Genomic DNA, 20,309 nt, shown 5'->3' with positions numbered 1-20,309 from the left:
TCACCAGGTGGGCGGGCTGGCTATCGCGCGTGCCAGGACGTCGTCGAGGACCCGGGCGGTGGTCTCGACGTCGTACGTGGAGTTGTCGATGATCGGCAGACCCGAGCCGTACCAGCCGGCCATCCGGCCGTGGATGGCGGCGACCTCCTCGTCCGAGAGGCGCCGGTTGCCGCTGCGCTCGGCGTTGCGCTCCAGGACGATCTCCAGACCGGGCAGGAGCACCACGGGCAGCAGGCCGGGGCCGACATGGCGCTTCCAGCCGCCGAGGCCGACCACGGGCCGGTCGGGGAAGACGGCGTCGTCGACGATGCAGGAGATGCCGTTGGCGAGGAAGTTGCGCGCGGCGAAGCCGCAGGTGCGGCGGGCGAGCCGGTACTGGGCCTCGGAGTGCTCGTTCCACCCGGACTGCGGGTCGGCGAAGCCGGAGCAGACCCACTCGCGCACGTCGTCGAGGCTGATGTGCGCGGTGGGCACGCGGCGGCGCTGCGCCCAGTGCCGGGCCACGGTCGTCTTGCCGGCGCCCGCGGGGCCGATGAGCAGCACGGCGAGGGTCGCCGTGCCCGTACCGGCGCCGTGCTCCACGGAGGCCGCGAGCGGGGCGCTCACGGGCGGCAGCGGCACATGACCGGTGGGGTCCGCGCGGTGGGGACCGCCGGAGGGGTACTGCGACGCGCCGGGGTGCGGCGGTACTGCTCCGGGGCCGCCCCAGCCGGGCGCTCCCGGCTGCGCGGGGGGCGCGGAGGGGGCCGCGTGCGGAGGCCTGGGGCCCCCGGCCCGCACGGTCGGATGCACCCCGAGCCGGGGCCCGGCCGACGGGCCTTGCTGGGGGGCACCCGAGGGAGGCGGCGGCAGGAGCGGCGGTACGCCGACGGGGCCGCCTTCCGCCCGGGGGGCGGGGGGCTGGCCGGAGCCGGGGGCTTGGCCGGAGCCGGGGGCTTGGCCGGGCCCGGAAGCCTGGCCGACGCCGGGAGCCCGGCCGGCGCCCGGGCCCTGGCCGGAGCCGAGCCCTTGGCCGGGGCCGGAGCCGAGCCCTTGGCCGGGGCCGGGGCCGGGGCCGGGGCCAAGCCCTTGGCCGGGGCCGGAGCCAAACCCTTGGCCGGGGCCGGCAGCCTGGCCCGGACCGGGCCCCCGGCCGAGATCCGGGCCGGGTCGGCCGGGGACAGGGCCGTGGCCCTGGGCAGGGCTCTCGCCCGGCGCCTGGCCCGATCGCTCGGGCGGTGGCAGCGGACCCCCCACTGCGTGCTGCATCCGGTGCCACTCCGTCTCGTACGCCTGATGTATGCGGTGACGCCGGAACGTTACCGTCCCCGGCCCCCACAGGGGGAACGGCCGGGGACGTCTCCTGGTGCCCTGTCAGTCGGCCAGTTCCTCGGCGAGCGCCCGCAGCGCCAGCCGGTAGGAACCGATCCCGAACCCGGCGACCGTCCCGGTCGCCACCGCCGCGACGACCGAGGTGTGCCGGAACTCCTCGCGGGCGTACGGGTTCGAGATGTGGACCTCGATCAGCGGGGCGGTCCGCTGAGCGGCCGCGTCCCGCATCCCGTACGAGTAGTGCGTGAACGCCCCCGGGTTGATGACCACCGGCGTCGAGGCGTCCGCCGCCTCGTGGAGCCAGCGGATCATCTCGCCCTCGTCGTTCGTCTCCCGCACCTCGACGTCGAAGCCGAGCTCCGCGCCGAGGGTGCGGCAGGACTCGACGAGCCCCCTGTACGAGGTGGCGCCGTAGATGTCGGGCTCGCGGGAGCCGAGCCGGCCCAGGTTGGGGCCGTTGAGCACCAGAACCGGACGCGGTTCGCTCACGCCGACACCTCGCCGTACGCCGCGATCAGGACCGCCGGGTCGGGGCCCTCCAGGACGGTCGGCTTGCCGATCCCGTCGAGGACGATGAAGCGCAGCAGGTCGCCGCGGGACTTCTTGTCCACCCGCATGGTCTCCAGGAGCTTGGGCCACTGGTCGCCGCGGTAGGTGAGCGGCAGGCCGACGGACTCCAGGATCGAGCGGTGCCGGTCGGCGGTGGCGTCGTCGAGGCGCCCGGCGAGCCGGCCGAGCTCGGCGGCGAAGACCATGCCGACGGAGACGGCGGCGCCGTGACGCCACTTGTACCGCTCGTTCTTCTCGATGGCGTGGGCGAGGGTGTGGCCGTAGTTGAGGATCTCGCGGCGGCCGGACTCCTTGAGGTCGCCGGAGACGACCTCCGCCTTCACCTTGATCGAACGGACGAGCAGCTCGGCGGTGTGCGGACCGGCCGGGGTGCGGGCGGCCTCCGGGTCCTCCTCGATGAGGTCGAGGATCACCGGGTCGACGATGAAGCCGGCCTTGATGATCTCCGCGAGCCCGCTGACGTAGTCGTGCACCGGCAGCGAGTCGAGGGCCGCCAGGTCGCAGAGGACCCCGGCGGGCGGGTGGAAGGCGCCGACGAGGTTCTTGCCCTCGGCGGTGTTGATGCCCGTCTTGCCGCCGACGGCCGCGTCGACCATGGCGAGCACGGTGGTCGGTACGGCGATCCAGCGCACGCCCCGCAGCCAGGTCGCGGCCACGAAGCCGGCCAGGTCGGTGGTGGCGCCGCCGCCGACGCCCACGATCACGTCGCTGCGGGTGAAGCCGGTCTGTCCGAGCGCCTTCCAGCAGTAGGCGGCGACCTCGACGGTCTTGGCCTCCTCGGCGTTCGGCACCTGGATGGCGACCGCCTCGTACCCCTGGTCGGCGAGGTCGGCGCGGAGCGCCTCGCCCGTGTCGGCGAGCGCCTCCGGGTGGATCACGGCGACCCGCTTGGCCTGGGTGCCGATCAGGGCCGGGAGCTCACCGAGCAGCTGCCGGCCGACCAGCACCTCGTACGGATCCGTGCCCGCGCTGCCCGCGACCTGGATACGGGTGACTTCCTGGTCCGTCGTCATGCGTCCTTCTTCAGATCCAGTGCCGCGAGGACCGCGTCCGCGACCTCTTCGGGAGTGCGGTCGTCGGTGGTGACGACGGCCCGCGCGACTTCGGTGTACAGATGGCGGCGTGCCTCCATCAGCTCGCGCCACTGTCGGCGCGGGTTGACGGCGAGCAGCGGCCGGGCGGTGTTGAGGCCGACGCGCCGGACCGCCTCGTCGACGTCCATCGAGAGGTACGCGACGGGCAGGCCGGCGAGCAGGGCGCGGGTTCCGGCGTCGAGGACGGCGCCGCCGCCGAGGGCGAGGACGCCCTCGTGCTCGGCGACGGCCGCGGCGACGGCGGCCCGTTCCAGGGCGCGGAAGTGGTCCTCGCCGTCCTCGACGAAGATGTCGGAGATCTCGCGTCCCTCGGCGGCGACGATGTCGGCGTCGGTGTCCCGGTAGGGCGCGCCGAGCCGTTCGGCAAGGAGCGCGCCCACCGTGGACTTGCCGGAGCCCATCGGCCCGACGAGGACGACCAGGGGGCCGGCGGTCACCGGATGGTCAGGTTGTCGAGGTACGACCGCACGTTGCGGCGGGTCTCGGGGACGCTGTCGCCGCCGAACTTCTCGACGACGGCGTCCGCGAGGACCAGCGCCACCATGGCCTCGGCGACGATGCCGGCGGCGGGGACGGCACACACGTCGGAGCGCTGGTGGTGGGCCTGGGTGGCCTCGCCCGTGACGACGTCGACGGTGGCGAGGGCGCGCGGGACGGTCGCGATGGGCTTCATCGCGGCGCGGACGCGCAGCAGCTCACCGGTGGTCAGACCGCCCTCGGTGCCGCCGGAGCGGCCGGAGGTGCGCCGGAGGCCCTCGTCGGTCTTCACGATCTCGTCGTGGGCCTGGGAGCCGGGCACGCGGGCGAGGTCGAAGCCGTCGCCGACCTCGACGCCCTTGATGGCCTGGATGCCCATGAGCGCGGCGGCGAGCCGGGCGTCGAGGCGCCGGTCCCAGTGGACGTGCGAGCCGAGGCCGACGGGCACGCCGTACGCGAGGACCTCGACGACGCCGCCGAGGGTGTCGCCGTCCTTGTGGGCCTGGTCGATCTCGGCGACCATCGCCTTCGACGCGTCGGCGTCGAGGCAGCGGACCGGGTCGGCGTCGAGCTTCTCGACGTCGGCGGGGGTCGGGTAGACGCCGTACGGCGCCTTGGCGGCGGCCAGCTCGACGACGTGCGAGACGATCTCGATGCCCGCGGCCTCCTTGAGGAAGGAGCGGGCGACGGCGCCGAGGGCGACCCGTGCGGCGGTCTCCCGGGCGCTGGCGCGCTCCAGGATCGGCCGGGCCTCGTCGAAGCCGTACTTCTGCATGCCGGCGAGGTCGGCGTGGCCGGGCCGGGGCCGGGTCAGGGGCGCGTTGCGGCCCGTCTCCTTGAGCTCCGAGGGGTCGACCGGATCGGCCGACATGACCTTCTCCCACTTGGGCCACTCGGTGTTGCCGACCATGACGGCGATCGGGGAACCGAGGGAGAGCCCGTGGCGGACGCCGCCGAGGAAGGTGATCTCGTCCTGCTCGAACTTCATGCGGGCGCCGCGCCCATAGCCGAGACGCCGCCGCGCGAGGTGGTCCGCCACCAGCTCAGTGGTGACCGGGACGCCGGCGGGAAGACCCTCCAGTGTCGCGACCAGCGCGGGTCCGTGGGATTCCCCAGCGGTCAGCCAACGCAACCTGCTCAACGATGCTCCTCATGCTCGCGCCTGGGCACTGCGACGGCGCGACCGGGTGCGCGGCCCTGGCCCGCCACCCCCGATCCTCCCACGTCCGGGGCGCCCACTCGGTCCCCGGTCCAGCTATCGGACGCGCGTCCCGTTCTCCTGGACGGTCTCGTCGTCCTCCGGGGCGGTCTCTTCGTGCTCCTCGCCGGTCCCCTCGGTCTCCCGGGCGGAGGCCGAGCGGTTCCGCAGCCAGGAGAGGAAGCCGTACGCCAAGGTCAGGCCGAAGAGGGCGAGCACCGTGTAGCGCGCCCATGCGGGCAGGGAGCTGAAGAACCCCACCCAGAGAAAGCGCACCACATCGACGCCCACGTCCCACTTCGACGCCAGCTCTGTCGCCCCGCCCATGTTTCCTCGTACTCCCCCGTGTTCATCCTGCTTCCCGTGCCGGTCTCCTCGGCACGGGCTCCGACCTATCGGGCGGCCAGCGCCCGTTCCCCCGCCGTCCGCATCGCCGCCAGCGGCGCCCTGGGGACGCCCGTCATCTGTTCGACCTGGAGGACGGCCTGGTGGACGAGGAGGTCGAGGCCGCCGACCACCTTGCCGCCACGCTCCGACCAGGTGGCGGCGAGCGCCGTCGGCCAGGGGTCGTACAGGACGTCGAAGAGCGTGCCGACGGTGTCGGGGACGGCGCTCGCCAGGGCGTTCGTCGTCCCGGCGGGGGTGGTCGCGACGACCAGCGGCGCGGCGAAGGCCTCCGCCGCGTCGTCCCACGCGGCGGTACGCACGTCCACGCCGAGCCGCTCGCCCCAGCCGCGCATCTCCTCGGCGCGCGCCTCGCTCCGTACGTACGCGGTGACGGGCCCCGCACAGATCCGGGCGAGCGCGGCGAGCGCGGAGGAGGCGGTGGCGCCGGCGCCGAGGATCGCCGCGGACTCCACCTTCTCGACGTTCCGCTCGCGCAGGGCGGCGATCATGCCGGGGATGTCGGTGTTGTCGCCGACCCGCCGCCCGTCCTCACGGAGGACGACGGTGTTGACGGCCTCCACGGACGCGGCCGTGTCGCTGATCTCGTCGAGCAGCGGGATGATCGCCCGCTTGAGCGGCATGGTCAGCGAGAGCCCGGCCCAGCTGTCGTCCAGCTCGCCCACGAAGCCGGGCAGCCCGGCCTCGTCGACCTCGAAGCGGTCGTACGACCAGTCGTCGAGGCCGAGTTCCGCGTACGCGGCCCGGTGCAGGACCGGGGAGAGCGAGTGGGCGATCGGCGAACCGAGGACGGCCGCGCGGCGCGTCTCACTGGTTCGTGCTGGCATTGAACTTGTCCTTCAGCTTGAGGAACTCGGCATGGGTCTTGGCGAACTCCGTCTTGCTCATGCCGTCCGTGGCCACGAAGTAGATCCAGCCGTCGGTCGTGGGGCTGAGCATGGCGGCCAGCGCCTCGTTACCCGGGTTGCCGATCGGCCCCGGCGGCAGTCCCTTGTGCTTGTACGTGTTGTACGGGTCGGTGTTGGTGCGGGTCTCCTTCTCGGAGATCTTGATCTCGCTCTGACCCTTCAGGTAGTTGAGGGTCGAGTCGAACTGGAGCAGCTGGTAGGTCTCCCGGTTGTCGGGCTGGAGACGGTTGTAGACGACCTCGGACATCTTGCGGAAGTCGTCGTGCGTCTTGCCCTCCGCCTGCACCAGGCTCGCGACCGTGACGAGCTCCCACGGTCCCTTGACGCCCAGCTCCTGCGCCTTCGCGTCCAGGTCCAGCTTCGCGTACTCCTGGTTCGCGCGGGACACCATCTTGCGGAGCGCGTCCTCCGGCTTGCTGTTCTTGGCGACCGGGTAGCTCGCCGGGAAGAGGAATCCTTCCAGCGGGTCCTTGACGTCGGCGTGGTTCCTGGCCCAGTCGGGCAGGCCGAGCGAGTCCGCCTTCGCGCGGGCGATCTCCTTGGTGGTGCCCGGCTTGAGGTCGAGGCGCTTGTCGAGGGTGTCGTACACCCAGGTGTTCCGCTTGCCCTCGGGGATGACGAAGTTGGTCTGGCTCGCCGGGTTCAGCATCAGCGCGACCGCGCTCTCCGCCGACATCTCCTTCTTGAGCGTGAAGACGCCGTCCTGGATGGCGTTGCCCTTGGGGTTCTTCTGCTGCGCCGACACGAAGGCGTCGACGCTCTTGACCACGCCGGCCTTCTTGAGGATGTTGCCGATCTCGGTCCCGAGGGCGCCCTTCGGGATCTCGACCTGGATCTCGCCGGTGCCGCCGCCGGCGTAGTCCGGCGCCTCACCGAACTGGCCCTGCCAGAACTGGTACCCGAAGTAGCCGACGCCGCCGACGCCGCCCGCAAGGACGAGCGCGACGACCAGGCAGGCCACGCCGTTCTTGCCTTTGCGTTTCTTCGCCTTGCTGCGGCGTTCGCGGTCGTCGCCGCGCGAGCCTCGGCCGGGGCCGGGCTCGTCCTCGTACTCGTCGTCCCGGTCGTCGCCGGTGAAGAAGGGGTGCTTCTCCTCCTCCGGCTCCGGGCGGGTCTCCTCCTCCGGCGCCCAGTCGATCACCGGCTCCGGCGGGTTCTGCCGGTGGCCGGGAGGCTGGGGCGGGGGGTACGCCTCGGGGGTGCCGTAGAGGTCGGGGTTCTGACCGCCGTACGGATCGGCCGGGGGCGCGCTGTAGGCCATCGCCGCCTGGCCGGACTCCCAGCCGCCGTCGTACTGCTGTCCGAGGTGCCCGGGCGTGTCGTAACCGTCGTAACCGCCCTGGTACCCCGTCTCGTACTGCTGCTGCTCGTACGCCTGCTGGTATTGCTGCTGAGGCTGGGGCGCCTGCTGCTGGTACTGCGGATCGGCGTATCCCTGCTGCTGCGGCTGCTCGTACTGCTGCTGCTCGTACTGCTGCTGCGCGTGCTGCTGCTGGTACGGGTCTCCCTCGTACCCCTGGCCGCCCTGCCCGTACGGGTCCTGGTAGCCCTGGCCGTCATGCCCGTACTGGCTCGCCTGCTGCGGGTGCGGGTACTGCTGCTGCTGGCCCTCCCACCCCTGGTCCCCGTAGAGCGGGTCCCCGGGGTGCCACGGTTCGGAGCCGGGGCTCCGGCCATACTCAGTCATCGATCCCCAAAACAGCCGCGAGGCTTCCGGACGATCCGCCTCTACGTAGTGCGGCAGCTGTTCGAACACCGCCGCATCGCGCGGAACGTTACCGTATCGCGATCAGATGACCACTTCGACGCCCTCACCGGGCGGATTACCTGATACCCGTTCGGACTCAAGAGCGTTCTGCAGGATGATCACAGCGGCGGCCTGATCGATGACGGACCGCCCCTTCTTCGCCTTCACCCCCGAGGCCCGCAGGCCCTGCGTGGCGGTCACGGTCGTCATCCGCTCGTCGACCAGACGGACGGGCACGGGGGCGATCCCCCGCGCCAGCTCCCCGGCGAAGGCGCGGACCTTGGTCGCGGCCGGACCCTCCCGCCCGTTGAGCGAGCGGGGCAGGCCCACGACGACCTCGATCGGCTCGTACTCCTCGACGATCTGGCGGAGCCGCCGGTGGGCGGCCCGGACGTCACGTCCCGGCACGGTCTCCACCGGCGTGGCGAGGACCCCGTCGGGGTCGCACGAGGCGACCCCGATCCGGGCGTCCCCGACGTCGACCGCGAGTCGGCGGCCGCGGCGCATCGTCACGCCGTCTCCGTCACGAGGCGCTCGACGGCGGCGACGGCCTCGCCGATGGCCTCCGGGTTCTGACCGCCGCCCTGGGCGACGTCCGGCTTGCCGCCGCCACCGCCACCGAGGGTCTTGGCAGCCGTGCGGACCAGCTCGCCGGCCTTGAGACCGCGCTCGCGGGCGGCCTCGTTGGTGGCGATGACCGTCAGCGGCTTGCCGCCCACCGTGGTGAACAGGGCCACGACCGTCGGACGGTCGGAGGCCCCCGACAATTGATCCAGTCGGCTGCGCACGTCCAGGACCAGCCTGCGCAGGTCGTCGGCGCCGGTGCCGTCCGGGACCTGGCCGGTCACGAGGGCGACACCGCGGATGTCCCGGGCGGAGTCGACGAGACCGGCGGCGGCCTGGAGAACCTTCTCCGCGCGGAACTTCTCGATCTCCTTCTCGGCGTCCTTCAGCTTGCCGAGCATGGCGGAGATCTTCTCCGGCAGCTCTTCGGGGCGGCCCTTGACCAGCTCCTGGAGCTGGGCGACGACCGTGTGCTCCCTGGCGAGGAAGTTGTACGCGTCGACGCCGACGAGGGCCTCGATACGGCGCACGCCGGAGCCGATGGAGGACTCGCCGAGGAGCTTCACCAGGCCCAGCTGGGCGGTGTTGTGGACGTGCGTACCGCCGCACAGCTCCTTGGAGAAGTCGCCGATGGTGACGACGCGCACCTTCTCGCCGTACTTCTCGCCGAACTCGGCGATGGCGCCCTGGCGCTTGGCCTCGTCGATCGGCATGACCTCGGCGTGGACCTCCAGCTCGCGCGAGAGGACCTCGTTGATCTTCTGCTCGACGTCGGTGAGGACGGCGCCGGGGACGGCGTTCGGCGAACCGAAGTCGAAGCGGAAGCGGCCGGGCTGGTTCTCGGAACCGGCCTGGGCGGCCGTCGGGCCGAGGGCGTCGCGCAGCGCCTGGTGGGTCAGGTGGGTGGCCGAGTGGGCGCGGGCGATGGCCCGGCGGCGGCGCACGTCGATGGCGGCGTAGGCGGTGGCGCCCACGGTCACCTCACCGACCTGCACGGAGCCCTTGTGGACGGAGACGCCGGGGACCGGCTGCTGGACGTCGCGGATCTCGATGACGGCGCCGCTGTGCAGCTTGATCCGGCCCTGGTCGGCGATCTGACCGCCGCCCTCGGCGTAGAACGGGGTGCGGTCGAGGACGACCTCGACCTCGTCGCCCTCGGAGGCGGCCGGCGAGGGGACACCGTTGACGAGGAGACCGACGACCGTGGTCTCGCCCTCGGTGTTGGTGTAGCCGGTGAACTCGGTGGCGCCGTTGCCGTCGGCGATCTCCCGGTACGCCGTCATGTCGGCGTGACCGGTCTTCTTGGCCTTGGCGTCGGCCTTGGCGCGCTCCCGCTGTTCCTTCATCAGACGGCGGAAGCCGTCCTCGTCCACGGAGAGGCCCTGCTCGGAGGCCATCTCCAGGGTGAGGTCGATCGGGAAGCCCCAGGTGTCGTGGAGCAGGAACGCCTTGTCGCCGGAGAGGACCGTGCCGCCGGCGGCCTTGGTCTCGGTGACGGCGGTGTCGAGGATGTTCGTGCCGCCCTTGAGGGCCTTGAGGAAGGCGGCCTCTTCGGCGAGGGCGACGGTCTCGATGCGCCTGCGGTCGGTGACGAGCTCCGGGTACTGCTCGCCCATCGTGTTGATCACGGTGTCCACGAGCTCCTGGACGACCGGACCGGTGGCGCCGAGCAGGCGCATGTTGCGGACGGCGCGGCGCATGATGCGGCGCAGGACGTAGCCGCGGCCCTCGTTGCCCGGGGTGACGCCGTCACCGATGAGCATCACGGAGGTGCGCATGTGGTCGGCGACCACGCGCAGCGAGACGTCGCTGTCGTGGGCCTTGCCGTAGGCGACGCCGGTGAGCTCGGTGGCCTTGTCGATGACGACCTGGAGGGTGTCCGTCTCGTACATGTTCTGGACGCCCTGGAGGATCATCGCCAGGCGCTCGAGGCCGAGGCCCGTGTCGATGTTCTTCGACGGCAGCTCGCCGAGGATCGGGAAGTCGTCCTTCCCGGTGCCCTCGCCGCGCTCGTACTGCATGAAGACCAGGTTCCAGATCTCCACGTACCGCTCGTCGTTGACGGCCGGGCCGCCCTCGACGCCGAACTCGGGGCCGCGGTCGTAGTTGATCTCGGAGCACGGGCCGCAGGGGCCGGGGACGCCCATCGACCAGTAGTTGTCCTTCTTGCCGAGGCGCTGGATGCGCTCGGCGGGGACGCCGACGACGTCGCGCCAGATCTGCTCGGCCTCGTCGTCCTCCTGGTAGACGGTGATCCAGAGCTTCTCCGGGTCAAGCCCGTAGCCGCCGTGCGCCACCGAGGTGGTCAGCAGCTCCCAGGCGAGCTTGATGGCGCCTTCCTTGAAGTAGTCGCCGAAGGAGAAGTTGCCGCACATCTGGAAGAACGTGCCGTGGCGGGTGGTCTTGCCGACCTCTTCGATGTCGGGCGTGCGCACGCACTTCTGCACGCTGGACGCGCGCGTGAAGGGCGGCTTGACCTCGCCCAGGAAGTAGGGCTTGAAGGGCACCATGCCGGCGGGGACGAGCAGCAGAGTCGGGTCGTCCGCGATGAGCGACGCCGAAGGGACGACGGTGTGCCCGCGCTCCTCGAAGAAGCTCAGCCAGCGGCGGCGGATTTCAGCCGACTCCATCAGTGGTCCTCATTCCGGTTGTACGAGATCGTGGGGATTGAATACGTGGTGGTCGGGCGCGCGGAGGGGTCGAGCGCGGCCCTGCGGCGGGGCGGCGGAAGCTCACGGTCCTGATCGTCGGCCGCCTCGAGGCCGAGCGCCTCGCCCAGTTCGGCCTCCCGCTGGACCATGCCCGCCCTCACGTCGAGGGCGAAGTCCTTGAGACGGTGGCCCGCTTCGATCGCCTTGTCCGCCGCCTGGGCCGCGAGGCTCTCGGGGGTCAGCTGCTTCAGCTTCCGGTTGACCTTGGTGGTGGCCCACACGCCGGCGGCTGCGCCGGCCGTGAACCAGAACGTGCGGCGGAACATCGCGGCTCAGCCCTTCTGCTTCCGGCGTCGCGAGGACGGCACGGTACGGCCGACGATCACAGTACGTCGCGAGGAGGCGCGCGGCACGTCCTCGCCGTCCCCGCCCCGGCCCAGCGCCTTGCGCACGCCGTAGCCGAAGGCGGCGACCTTGACGAGGGGGCCGCCGAAGGCGGTGGCGACGGTGGAGGAGAGCGCGGAGGCGTTGGAGGTGACCTCCTGGACGTCCGAGGCGATCGCGTCGACCCGCTCGAGCTGGGTCTGCGCGGAGCGCACGGTCGCCGAGGCGTCGGCGAGCAGGGGAACGGCCTGCTCGGTCACGTCCGCCACCAGCCGGGTGGTCGCCCTGAGCGTCTGCGCCAGCCTCACCAGCACCACGGCGAGGAAGGAGACCAGGATCGCCCAGAAGACGGCCACCAGGATCCCGGCAACCTCTCCACCGGTCACGCTGCACCGCTCTCTGCTGTCGTTGGGCCCTTGCGAAAAGTCGTTCCCCGACCCTATCGCGCCCGGGCTGTCCCGCCGTACCGCATTACCGCCCGTACCGCGGGGCTCACAGGAACCGATTGTACGGAGAGCGTGTGGATGAGTACGCTCCGTGTCCCATGCGACGCAGCAATCTCCCGGCGGAGCTGAACCGGTTCGTCGGCCGGGCCGCCGAGCAGGCCGCACTGGCGGCGCTCCTCGAAGAATCGCGCCTGGTCACGGTGGTCGGCGTGGGCGGGGTGGGCAAGACCCGACTCGCGCTGCGGGCTGCCGCGCGAGCGCAGAAACGCTACGGCGACGGGGTCAGGCTCGCCGAGCTCGCGCCGCTGCGCGACCCGGGCCTCATCGAGCACGCCCTGGCCGAGGCGCTCGGCCTGACCGACCACACCCACAGGGCCCCGCGCGAGGTGCTCCTCGACCACCTCGCGGAGCGGCGGCTGCTGCTCGTCGTGGACGGATTCGAGCACCTCGTGGAGCACTGCGCTCCCCTGGTACGGGAGATCCTCGCGCACGCTCCCGGGCTCGCCGTCCTCGCGGTCGGCCGCCGGCCGCTGCGGGTGGCGGGCGAGGCCGTGTTCCCCCTCGCGCCACTTGGCGACGCCGACGCGCTGACACTCCTCGCGGAGCGGGCCGCGGAGGCCGGCGCTCCCGCTCTCCCGGCCGGTGAGGACACCGCACGCGAGCTGTGCCGGCGGCTCGACGGGATTCCGCTCGCCCTGGAGCTGGCGGCCGGACGGCTCCCCCTCCTCTCCGTCGAGCAGATGCTGTGCCGCCTCGACGACCGCTTCCGGCTGCTCACGGACGGCGAACGCGGGGCACTCCCCCGCCATCAGACCCTGCGCACGGCCATCGGCTGGAGCCATGAGCTGTGCACACCGGAGGAGCGGCTCCTCTGGGCGCGGCTCTCGGTGTTCCCCGGCCCCTTCGACCTGGACGCGGTGGAGTACGTGTGCGGGGGCCGGGAGCTGCCGCCGGAGCGGATCCTCGAGCTGCTCGGCGGGCTGCTCGCGCAGTCGCTGCTCACCCGGGAGGACTCCCCCGCAGGTCCCGCGTACCGGATGCTCGACACGGTCGCCGCGTACGGGGCGGAGTGGCTTGCGGCGCTCGGCGACACGGAGCGGATGCGGCGGCGGCACCGCGACTGGTACATGGGCCTGGCCACCTGGTGCGAGCTGGAGTGGTTCAGCCCGCGCCAGCCGGAGGTGGCGGCCCTCACGGAGGCGGCGCTGCCCCATCTGCGAGCCGCCCTCGACCTGTGTCTCGAACGCCCGGAGGACACCCATCTCGCCCAGCACCTGGCGGGCACCCTGTGGTTCGCGTGGGTGGGCTGCGGGCGTCTGGCGGAGGGACGGCACTGGCTGGAGCGGGCGCTCGCGCTCGAGTCCGGGCACGAGGAGGCGCGGCTGAAGGCGCTGTGGGTGCTCGGGTACGTGGCGGTGCTCCAGGGGGACGGTACGGCGGCGGTGGCCGCGCTCCACGAGTGCGGGGAGCGGGCGAGGTCCTCGGGGAACGCCCTGGCGGAGGCGTACGCGACGCACCGGATGGGCTGTCTCGCGCTGCTCACCGACGACATGGCGCGGGCCGAGGAGCTGATCGGGCGGGCGCTCGACGCGTACCGGGAGCTCGGCGAGCTCAACAGCAACGTGCTGATGGGGCAGGTCGAGGTGGCGATGGCGCGGGCCTTCAGGGGCGACCTGGAGGGGGCGGTCGTCCTGTGCCGGGAGGTCCGGGAGATCTGCGAGGAGCGGGGCGAGCTGTGGACCCGGGCGTACGCCCTCTACGTACTGGCGTACTCGGCGTGGACGCGGGGCGCGTACGGGGAGGCGCGGGAGCTGCTCACCGAGTGCGTCCTCATCAACCACACCTTCCGCGACCTGGTCGGGCTCGTGCTCGCGATCGAGGTCCTCGCGCTGGTGACGGTGAGCGAGGGCGACCCGGTGGAGGCGGCGGTGCTCCAGGGGGCGACGGTGCCGGTGTGGGACACGGTGGGTGTCCGGCTCTTCGGCTCGGAGGCCTTCGACGGGCCGAGGTCGCTCTGCGCGCAACAGGCGGAGGAGGCGCTGGGGGCGGAGGCGTACGGCGCCGCGTTCCGGGAGGGGCAGGGGCTCTCGGCCGCGGAGGCGGTGGAGCGCGCGCTCGCGGCCGGCCGGAGTCCGGCCGTCGGCGGCCGGGCGGAGCCGTCCGCCCCGCGCCCCTTCCGTACGGCGGGGTCGTCGGCAGTCCCGGGAACGCGGAAGCCCGCCGGCTCCCCCACCGGAAAGGGCGGGGAAGCGGCGGGCCGTGAACCGCGGTAGTACGCCTGGATCAGCGGGCGTAGTACTCGACGACCAGCTGCTCGTCGCAGATGACCGGGATTTCCTTGCGGTTCGGGTCGCGGTCGAGGCGGAAGGCCAGGGCCTTCAGGTTGACCTGCAGGTAGCGCGGGGTCTCGCCGTCGGCGGCGAAGCCACCCTCGCGGGCCATCTCGAACAGCGGCTTGGTGCGGCTGCGCTCGCGGACCATCACGACGTCGTCGGGACGGACACGGAACGACGGCTTGTCGACCTTGCCACCGTTGACCTGGATGTGGCCGTGGACGACCATCTGACGGGCCTGGTAGATGGTGCGGGCGATGCCCGAACGCAGGACCAGGGCGTCGAGGCGACGCTCGAGCTCGACGACCAGCGCCTCGCCCGTCTTGCCCTCGGCCTTCTTGGCACGGTCGTAGGCGCGCGCCATCTGGCGCTCGCTGATGTCGTACTGGGCGCGCAGACGCTGCTTCTCGAGCAGACGGACCTTGTAGTCCGAGTTCTGCTTGCGGCCACGGCCGTGCTCGCCCGGCGGGTAGGGGCGGGCCTCGAAGTACTTGACGGCCTTCGGGGTCAGCGCGATGCCGAGGGCACGCGACTTCTTGACCTTGGGACGGGACTGGTTCGGCATGAACCAACCTCTCTACTGGTACGAAACGGCTTCACCAGGGTTAGGGGAGGTCGCATCCGCAGCCGGGAAACCCGCCGGGTCCGTACGGGACGGACCTGCCGGGCAGCCGCTCCCAGGTCTGGGCACATACGTGCAGCACGCGAACGGCCCACCGCCGTTCCCGGGATTCCGGGTGGTGGTGGGTTGCCCGCGACACCTTCGAAGGTGCGCGACGCTCCTGGAGACCTGACCCGAGGACCGGGTCTCCGGCTGACTGTCCCGTTCTGGTGGTGCCGACCGAGTCGGGCACGGGACGCAGCGATCCCGACCAGTGTACCGGCTCCGCGGCGCACCCTCGCACGGGGCCCGACGACCCGTCCCGGTGGGCGGGCGCTTCCTACTCGGCGCCCTTGAGTCTCGCCCTCACCCGGTCCACCACGTCCGCGTAGCGCGCTTCCGCGCCGTAGCGGGTGGGCTCGTAGTACTGCCTGCCGTGGATGGTGTCCGGCGCGTACTGCTGGGCCGCGATGCCGCCCGGGACGTCGTGCGGGTAGACATAGCCCTGGGCGTGGCCGAGCTTGGCCGCGCCCTTGTAGTGGCCGTCGCGCAGATGCGGCGGAACCGATCCGGCCAGGCCGTTCCGCACGTCCGCTAGGGCGGCGCCGATCGCGGTCGTCGCCGCGTTCGACTTCGGGGCCAGGGCCAGGGCGATGGTGGCGTGGCTGAGGGTGAGGGCCGCCTCGGGGAAGCCGATCATGGCGACGGCCTGCGCCGCGGCGACGGCGATCGGCAGCGCGTTCGGGTCGGCGAGCCCGATGTCCTCGCTCGCCGAGATCATCAGCCGGCGGGCGATGAACCGCGGGTCCTCCCCCGCCTCGATCATCCGCGCCAGGTAGTGCAGGGCCGCGTCCACGTCCGAGCCGCGGATCGACTTGATGAGCGCGCTGGCCACGTCGTAGTGCTGGTCGCCGTCCCGGTCGTACTTCACGGCGGCGCGGTCCACGGTCTCCTCGACCGTCTGCAGGGTGATCTCCGGCTCGCCCTTGGCGATGGCGGCTCCGGCGGCCGCCTCCAGGGCGGTCAGGGCGCGCCGTGCGTCGCCGCCGGCGACGCGGAGGAGGTGGGCCTCGGCGTCCTCGGGGAGGGTCACGGCGCCGCCGAGCCCGCGCTCGCCGGTGAGGGCCCGCGCCATCAGACCGCGCAGGTCGTCGTCGGTGAGCGGCTCCAGGGTGAGGAGCAGGGAGCGGGAGAGGAGCGGGGAGATGATGGAGAAGTACGGGTTCTCGGTGGTGGCGGCGATGAGCGTCACCCAGCGGTTCTCGACGGCGGGCAGGAGCGAGTCCTGCTGGGCCTTGGAGAAGCGGTGGATCTCGTCGAGGAAGAGGACGGTCTCCTTGCCGTACCCCCCGACCGCGCGGCGGGCGCCGTCGATGACGGCCCGGACCTCCTTGACGCCCGCGGTGATCGCCGACAGCTCCACGAACCGCTTGTTGGTCGCCTTCGAGACCACGTACGCGAGGGTGGTCTTGCCGATGCCCGGCGGGCCCCAGAGGATCACCGAGGAGGCGCCCGCGGGGCCGCCGTCGCCGTCCCCCACCAGTCGGCGCAGCGGCGATCCGGGCTTGAGCAGGTGCCGCTGGCCCACCACCTCGTCGAGGGTGCGCGGGCGCATCCGGACGGCCAGCGGGCTGCTGGACGGGTCCTTCTCCTGCCGGTCTTCGGCTGCTGCGGTAAAGAGGTCGGGCTCCACGTCATGAAGCCTAGGTCACCGCACTGACAGCGCGGTCGCCGTCAGGAGGTCCAGAACTCCCACCAGCGGGTCAGGATCAGCATGCCGATGATCCCGATGTGCAGGACGGGCAGGATCCAGGTGAACTCGTCGAAGAAGGTCCTGAGGCCGCGGGGGGCGGGGATGACGCCGTTGCGGACGTTGTGCGAGGTCACGTACCAGAACATGACGATGGTGGCGACCCAGGCGAGGCAGCACCACAGGCAGAGCGAGTTGATCTCGTACAGCGACTGGTACATCAGCCAGGTGCAGAAGCCGACGCCGAAGAGGGTGCCGGCGTTGAGCCCCAGCCAGTACCAGCGGCGGTAGCGGGCCCCGGCGAGCAGGGCCAGACCGATCGCGACCACCATCGCGTACGTGACGAGGCCGAGCATCGGGTTGGGGAAGCCGAAGACCGAGGCCTGCTCGCTCTTCATGATGTTGCCGCAGGAGACGATCGGGTTGAGGCTGCATCCCGGCGTGAAGTTCGGGTCCTCGAGGAGCTTGAACTTGTCGATCGTGATGACCCAGGCGGCGAGCACTCCGGCCGCTCCGGTGATCACGAGCAGCCAGGCGAAGGCCCTGCTCGCGCCGATCGTGCCGGCGCCGTCCCGGCCGGACGCGGTCTCGTCCACCGCTGCCTTCGTCATGTCGCCTTGTCCCTCGATCGTCCGCCTGTCGGGCACCGCCATTCTGCCGCAAGGCGCCCCGCGTCCGCCGTTCGCCCGGGATAAGGAGGACGCGAGAGGGGGCCCGGGCCACGCGCGTGCGTGGTCCGGGCCCCTTTCGGCGTTCCTACGGTCCTCAGGCCAGCTTGGCCCGCACCGCGTCCAGGAGACCGTCGACGGGGACCGCCTGCTGCTCGCCGGACTCCATGTCCTTGAGCTGGACGACGCCCTCGGCGAGGTCGCGCTCACCGGCGACGACGGCGAGGCGGGCGCCCGAGCGGTTCGCGTCCTTCATGGCGCCCTTGAGGCCCTTGCCGCCGAAGGAGAAGTCCGCGGCGATGCCCTCCCTGCGCAGCTCGGTGACCTTGCCGAAGAGGACGCGGCGCGCCTCCTCGCCGATGGCGACCGCGAAGACGCTGGTGGCGGCGGGGATGTCGAGCTCGACGCCCTCCGCCTCCAGGGCGAGGACCGTGCGGTCGACGCCGAGCGCCCAGCCGACGGACGGCAGCGCGGGGCCGCCGATCATCTCGGAGAGGCCGTCGTAGCGGCCGCCGCCGCCGACCGCCGACTGCGAGCCGAGACCGCCGTGGACGAACTCGAAGGTGGTGCGGGTGTAGTAGTCGAGGCCGCGCACCAGCTTGTCGTCGTCCTCGAAGGCGACGCCCGCCGCGGTGATCAGGGCGCGCACCTCCTCGTGGTACGCCTTGCACGCGTCGCACAGGTAGTCGCGCAGGAGCGGTGCGCCGACCAGCTGCTTCTGCACGGACTCGCGCTTGTCGTCGAGGACGCGCAGCGGGTTGATCTCGGCGCGGCGGCGGGTGTCCTCGTCGAGGTCGAGGCCGCTCAGGAAGGACTGGAGCGCCTCGCGGTAGACGGGACGGCACTCCTTGTCGCCGAGGGAGTTCAGCAGGATGCGGAAGTTCCGCAGGCCGAGGGAGCGGTACGCCTGGTCGGCGAGGATGATCAGCTCCGCGTCGAGCGCGGGGTCCTCGGCGCCGATGGCCTCGGCGCCGACCTGGGAGAAGTGGCGGTAGCGGCCCGCCTGGGCCCGCTCGTAGCGGTAGTACGAGCCGGAGTACCAGAGCTTGACCGGCAGGTTGCCGAGCTTGTGCAGGTTGCCCTGGAGTGCCGCGCGCAGGACGGACGCGGTGCCCTCCGGGCGCAGCCCCAGCTCCTCGCCGCCCTTGGTGGTGAGGGTGTACATCTCCTTGCTGACGATGTCGGTGGACTCGCCGACGCCGCGGGAGAACAGCTTCACGTCCTCGAAACCGGGGGTCTCGACGTAGCCGTAGCCGGAGTTCCGCAGCGGTGTGGAGATCGCCTCGCGCACCGCGAGGAACGTCGCGGAGCGGGGGGGCAGCAGGTCGTACGTGCCCTTGGGGGCCTTGAAGGTGCTCACGTGGGTCGTCACATTCCTCGTCGGGGAGCCTTCGCGCTCCCGAGGCCGGAGGCCACGTCCCGCAGATAGGGGTTCGTGGCGCGCTCCTGGCCGATGGTCGTCTGGGGACCGTGTCCCGACAGCACCACGGTCGAGTTGTCGAGCGGCAGGCACACACGGGCCAGCGAAGCGAGCATCTCGTCCATGTCACCGCCGGGAAGGTCGGTGCGTCCGATGGAGCCGGCGAACAGCAGGTCCCCGGAGAAGAACACGGACGGGATCTCCGTGGTCTCCGGCATCCTGAAGGTCACCGACCCCTTGGTATGACCGGGCGCGTGGGCGACGGAGAACTCCATACCGGCGAGCTTCAGCTCGGCGCCGTCGGTGAGTTCCCGCACGTCGTCGGGCTCCCCGACGGTCAGCTCGCCCATGAGGGGCATCCCGATGGAGCGGCCGAGGGCCTTCTCCGGGTCGCTCATCATGTAGCGGTCGGACGGGTGGATCCACGCGGGGACGTCATGGGCGCCGCACACCGGGACGACGGAGGCGACGTGGTCGATGTGTCCATGGGTGAGGACGACGGCGACGGGCTTGAGCCGATGCTTCTTCAGCGTCTCCTCGACACCCTGGGCGGCCTGGTGGCCGGGGTCGATGATCACGCACTCCTCGCCTGCGGCGGGGGCGACCAGATAGCAGTTGGTCCCCCAGGCCCCGGCGGGGAACCCGGCAATCAGCACGTTTCGTCCTTGGATGTCGTCCGGCACAGGGCGCGGAATTCACGGGAATCACGAGATTCGGCAGATCAGAGCCTACCGGCGGTGCCGGTTCCACAGCCAACCCGTATACCGTACGGGCACATCCGGCCAGAACAGGAACAGACGAGCGACAAGGAGCGGACCCGGTGGTCACCAGCGATCAGCGGCGGCGGCAGCTTGCCAGGGAGAAGTACGCGCGGCAGCAGCAGCGGCGGGAGGAGAACCGGCGCAAGGCGAAGCGCCGCAACACCGTCGTCGCCGCGGCCCTCGCGGTGGTGCTCGCGGCGGGCGGCGCCGTGTACGCGTCCGTGGCGCTGACGGACGGCTCCGGCAAGGGCTCGGACAACGCGGCCGGCGAGGCGCCGAGCAGCTCCGCGCCCACGCCCTCGGAGAGCGAGAAGGCGAGCCCCGAGCCCAAGCTGTCCGTGGACCCGAAGGCCACGTACACCATGGCGCTGAAGACCAACGAGGGCGACGTCACGATCACCATGGACGCGGCCAGGACCCCGCGCACGGTGAACTCCTTCAAGCACCTCGCCGACAAGAAGTACTTCGACGGGACGAAGTGCCACCGGCTCACCACCCAGGGCATCTTCGTGCTCCAGTGCGGTGACCCCAAGGGCGACGGCACCGGCGGCCCGGGCTACAACATCCCGGACGAGAACCTGGACGCCCTGGGCAAGGCGGGCAAGGACGGCACGGTGACCTACCCGGCCGGCACCGTCGCCATGGCCAACACCGGACAGCCCGGCACCGGCGGCTCGCAGTTCTTCCTCGTCTACGCGGACACCAAGCTGCCGCCGACCTACACCCCGTTCGGAAAGATCGACGCGGCCGGCCTGAAGGCCGTCAAGGACGTGGCCGAGGCCGGCGTCTCGGGCGGCGCCACGGACGGCGCCCCGAAGAAGGCCGTCACCATCGAGAAGGCGACCGTCGCGAAGAAGTGAGCCGGGCGTCCGCACGCGCGCGTGGCCGTCGAATCTCGGTCGTGCTGAGTGCGGACAGCCGGGCCGCGGTTCGCCTAGATTGGCGTTGTGCAGCGTTGGGCCGTCGGCCGCGCTGCGGAAGGCGGGCGAGGCCCGCCGGGAAACTGTGGACGATGCCCGGG

At 71.9% G+C, this 20,309-nt stretch carries 19 protein-coding genes; 2 read left to right on the top strand and 17 right to left on the bottom strand.

The genetic code is table 11. The features are described from left to right. From ACZ4VK_RS21500 to ACZ4VK_RS21445, 12 genes are all read right to left on the bottom strand, one after another. The gene (locus ACZ4VK_RS21500) at positions 1-852 is read right to left on the bottom strand and encodes an AAA family ATPase (protein ID WP_468354353.1); all 852 of its coding nucleotides are present in this window, start codon (positions 850-852) and stop codon (positions 1-3) included. A 501-nt stretch (positions 853-1,353) separates the two neighbouring features. Beyond that, a complete protein-coding gene (aroQ, locus tag ACZ4VK_RS21495; RefSeq protein WP_468354177.1) occupies positions 1,354-1,800 on the bottom strand; it encodes a type II 3-dehydroquinate dehydratase in 447 nt (148 codons plus the stop codon). After that, a complete protein-coding gene (aroB, locus tag ACZ4VK_RS21490; RefSeq protein WP_468354175.1) occupies positions 1,797-2,894 on the bottom strand; it encodes a 3-dehydroquinate synthase in 1,098 nt (365 codons plus the stop codon). Before aroB ends, aroQ begins: the two co-directional genes overlap by 4 nt. Continuing rightward, entirely contained in the window at positions 2,891-3,412 is a 522-nt protein-coding gene (locus ACZ4VK_RS21485; protein WP_468354173.1) for a shikimate kinase, read from the bottom strand. Before ACZ4VK_RS21485 ends, aroB begins: the two co-directional genes overlap by 4 nt. Continuing rightward, positions 3,409-4,593 (bottom strand): chorismate synthase, encoded by a 1,185-nt coding sequence (aroC, locus tag ACZ4VK_RS21480; protein ID WP_389685048.1) that lies wholly within the window; start codon positions 4,591-4,593, stop codon positions 3,409-3,411. Before aroC ends, ACZ4VK_RS21485 begins: the two co-directional genes overlap by 4 nt. 114 nt (positions 4,594-4,707) lie before the next feature. Next, a complete protein-coding gene (locus ACZ4VK_RS21475) occupies positions 4,708-4,977 on the bottom strand; it encodes a hypothetical protein (RefSeq protein ID WP_468354171.1) in 270 nt (89 codons plus the stop codon). Between the two features lie 65 nt (positions 4,978-5,042). After that, positions 5,043-5,882 carry a shikimate dehydrogenase gene (locus tag ACZ4VK_RS21470; protein WP_468354169.1) on the bottom strand — a complete coding sequence of 280 codons (840 nt, stop codon included), beginning with the start codon at positions 5,880-5,882 and terminating at the stop codon, positions 5,043-5,045. Next, positions 5,863-7,650 carry an endolytic transglycosylase MltG gene (mltG, locus tag ACZ4VK_RS21465; RefSeq protein WP_468354167.1) on the bottom strand — a complete coding sequence of 596 codons (1,788 nt, stop codon included), beginning with the start codon at positions 7,648-7,650 and terminating at the stop codon, positions 5,863-5,865. Before mltG ends, ACZ4VK_RS21470 begins: the two co-directional genes overlap by 20 nt. Before the next feature lie 102 nt (positions 7,651-7,752). Next, the gene (ruvX, locus tag ACZ4VK_RS21460; RefSeq protein WP_468354351.1) at positions 7,753-8,217 is read right to left on the bottom strand and encodes a Holliday junction resolvase RuvX; all 465 of its coding nucleotides are present in this window, start codon (positions 8,215-8,217) and stop codon (positions 7,753-7,755) included. Between the two features lie 2 nt (positions 8,218-8,219). Next, complete coding sequence (alaS, locus tag ACZ4VK_RS21455; RefSeq protein WP_468354165.1) at positions 8,220-10,904, bottom strand: alanine--tRNA ligase; 2,685 nt, start codon at positions 10,902-10,904, stop codon at positions 8,220-8,222. Further along, positions 10,904-11,251 (bottom strand): DUF6167 family protein, encoded by a 348-nt coding sequence (locus tag ACZ4VK_RS21450; protein ID WP_468354163.1) that lies wholly within the window; start codon positions 11,249-11,251, stop codon positions 10,904-10,906. The genes alaS and ACZ4VK_RS21450 overlap by 1 nt, the downstream gene beginning before the upstream one ends. Positions 11,252-11,257: 6 nt before the next feature. Then, on the bottom strand, positions 11,258-11,695 hold the full coding sequence (locus ACZ4VK_RS21445; protein WP_468354161.1) for a DUF948 domain-containing protein: 438 nt from the start codon (positions 11,693-11,695) through the stop codon (positions 11,258-11,260). Between the two features lie 158 nt (positions 11,696-11,853). On the opposite strand from ACZ4VK_RS21445, the gene ACZ4VK_RS21440 reads away from it, so the two are divergent. Next, a complete protein-coding gene (locus ACZ4VK_RS21440) occupies positions 11,854-14,028 on the top strand; it encodes an ATP-binding protein (RefSeq protein WP_468354159.1) in 2,175 nt (724 codons plus the stop codon). Between the two features lie 10 nt (positions 14,029-14,038). On the opposite strand, the gene rpsD is transcribed toward ACZ4VK_RS21440, so the two are convergent. From rpsD to ACZ4VK_RS21415, 5 genes are all read right to left on the bottom strand, one after another. Next, positions 14,039-14,653: a 30S ribosomal protein S4 gene (gene rpsD, locus ACZ4VK_RS21435; RefSeq protein WP_015032311.1), complete on the bottom strand. Its 615-nt coding sequence runs from the start codon at positions 14,651-14,653 to the stop codon at positions 14,039-14,041. Positions 14,654-15,029: 376 nt separating this feature from the next. Next, positions 15,030-16,382 (bottom strand): replication-associated recombination protein A, encoded by a 1,353-nt coding sequence (locus ACZ4VK_RS21430; RefSeq protein WP_468354157.1) that lies wholly within the window; start codon positions 16,380-16,382, stop codon positions 15,030-15,032. Positions 16,383-16,423: 41 nt separating this feature from the next. Further along, positions 16,424-17,050 (bottom strand): vitamin K epoxide reductase family protein, encoded by a 627-nt coding sequence (locus tag ACZ4VK_RS21425; RefSeq protein ID WP_468354155.1) that lies wholly within the window; start codon positions 17,048-17,050, stop codon positions 16,424-16,426. A 154-nt stretch (positions 17,051-17,204) separates the two neighbouring features. Next, positions 17,205-18,467, bottom strand: coding sequence for a histidine--tRNA ligase (gene hisS, locus ACZ4VK_RS21420; protein ID WP_468354153.1), 1,263 nt, complete (start codon positions 18,465-18,467; stop codon positions 17,205-17,207). An 8-nt stretch (positions 18,468-18,475) separates the two neighbouring features. Continuing rightward, positions 18,476-19,183, bottom strand: coding sequence for an MBL fold metallo-hydrolase (locus tag ACZ4VK_RS21415; protein ID WP_384107142.1), 708 nt, complete (start codon positions 19,181-19,183; stop codon positions 18,476-18,478). A 164-nt stretch (positions 19,184-19,347) separates the two neighbouring features. Between ACZ4VK_RS21415 and ACZ4VK_RS21410 the strand changes: the two genes are divergently transcribed. Continuing rightward, complete coding sequence (locus ACZ4VK_RS21410) at positions 19,348-20,148, top strand: peptidylprolyl isomerase (RefSeq protein WP_468354151.1); 801 nt, start codon at positions 19,348-19,350, stop codon at positions 20,146-20,148. Positions 20,149-20,309: the final 161 nt, after the last annotated feature.

Source organism: Streptomyces sp. NPDC028711 (assembly GCF_055565415.1).
Note: the sequence above shows the minus strand (reverse complement) of the source record. Positions and strands in the feature narration are given on the sequence as shown.

Excerpts from the sequence above, each read along its gene's own strand:
- ACZ4VK_RS21470 (WP_468354169.1), bottom strand. The coding sequence starts at position 5,882 with ATGCCAGCACGAACCAGTGAGACGCGCCGCGCGGCCGTCCTCGGTTCG.
- alaS (WP_468354165.1), bottom strand. The coding sequence starts at position 10,904 with ATGGAGTCGGCTGAAATCCGCCGCCGCTGGCTGAGCTTCTTCGAGGAG.
- mltG (WP_468354167.1), bottom strand. The coding sequence starts at position 7,650 with ATGACTGAGTATGGCCGGAGCCCCGGCTCCGAACCGTGGCACCCCGGG.
- aroB (WP_468354175.1), bottom strand. The coding sequence starts at position 2,894 with ATGACGACGGACCAGGAAGTCACCCGTATCCAGGTCGCGGGCAGCGCG.
- ruvX (WP_468354351.1), bottom strand. The coding sequence starts at position 8,217 with ATGCGCCGCGGCCGCCGACTCGCGGTCGACGTCGGGGACGCCCGGATC.
- ACZ4VK_RS21450 (WP_468354163.1), bottom strand. The coding sequence starts at position 11,251 with ATGTTCCGCCGCACGTTCTGGTTCACGGCCGGCGCAGCCGCCGGCGTG.
- ACZ4VK_RS21425 (WP_468354155.1), bottom strand. The coding sequence starts at position 17,050 with ATGACGAAGGCAGCGGTGGACGAGACCGCGTCCGGCCGGGACGGCGCC.
- ACZ4VK_RS21440 (WP_468354159.1), top strand. The coding sequence starts at position 11,854 with ATGCGACGCAGCAATCTCCCGGCGGAGCTGAACCGGTTCGTCGGCCGG.
- ACZ4VK_RS21475 (WP_468354171.1), bottom strand. The coding sequence starts at position 4,977 with ATGGGCGGGGCGACAGAGCTGGCGTCGAAGTGGGACGTGGGCGTCGAT.
- rpsD (WP_015032311.1), bottom strand. The coding sequence starts at position 14,653 with ATGCCGAACCAGTCCCGTCCCAAGGTCAAGAAGTCGCGTGCCCTCGGC.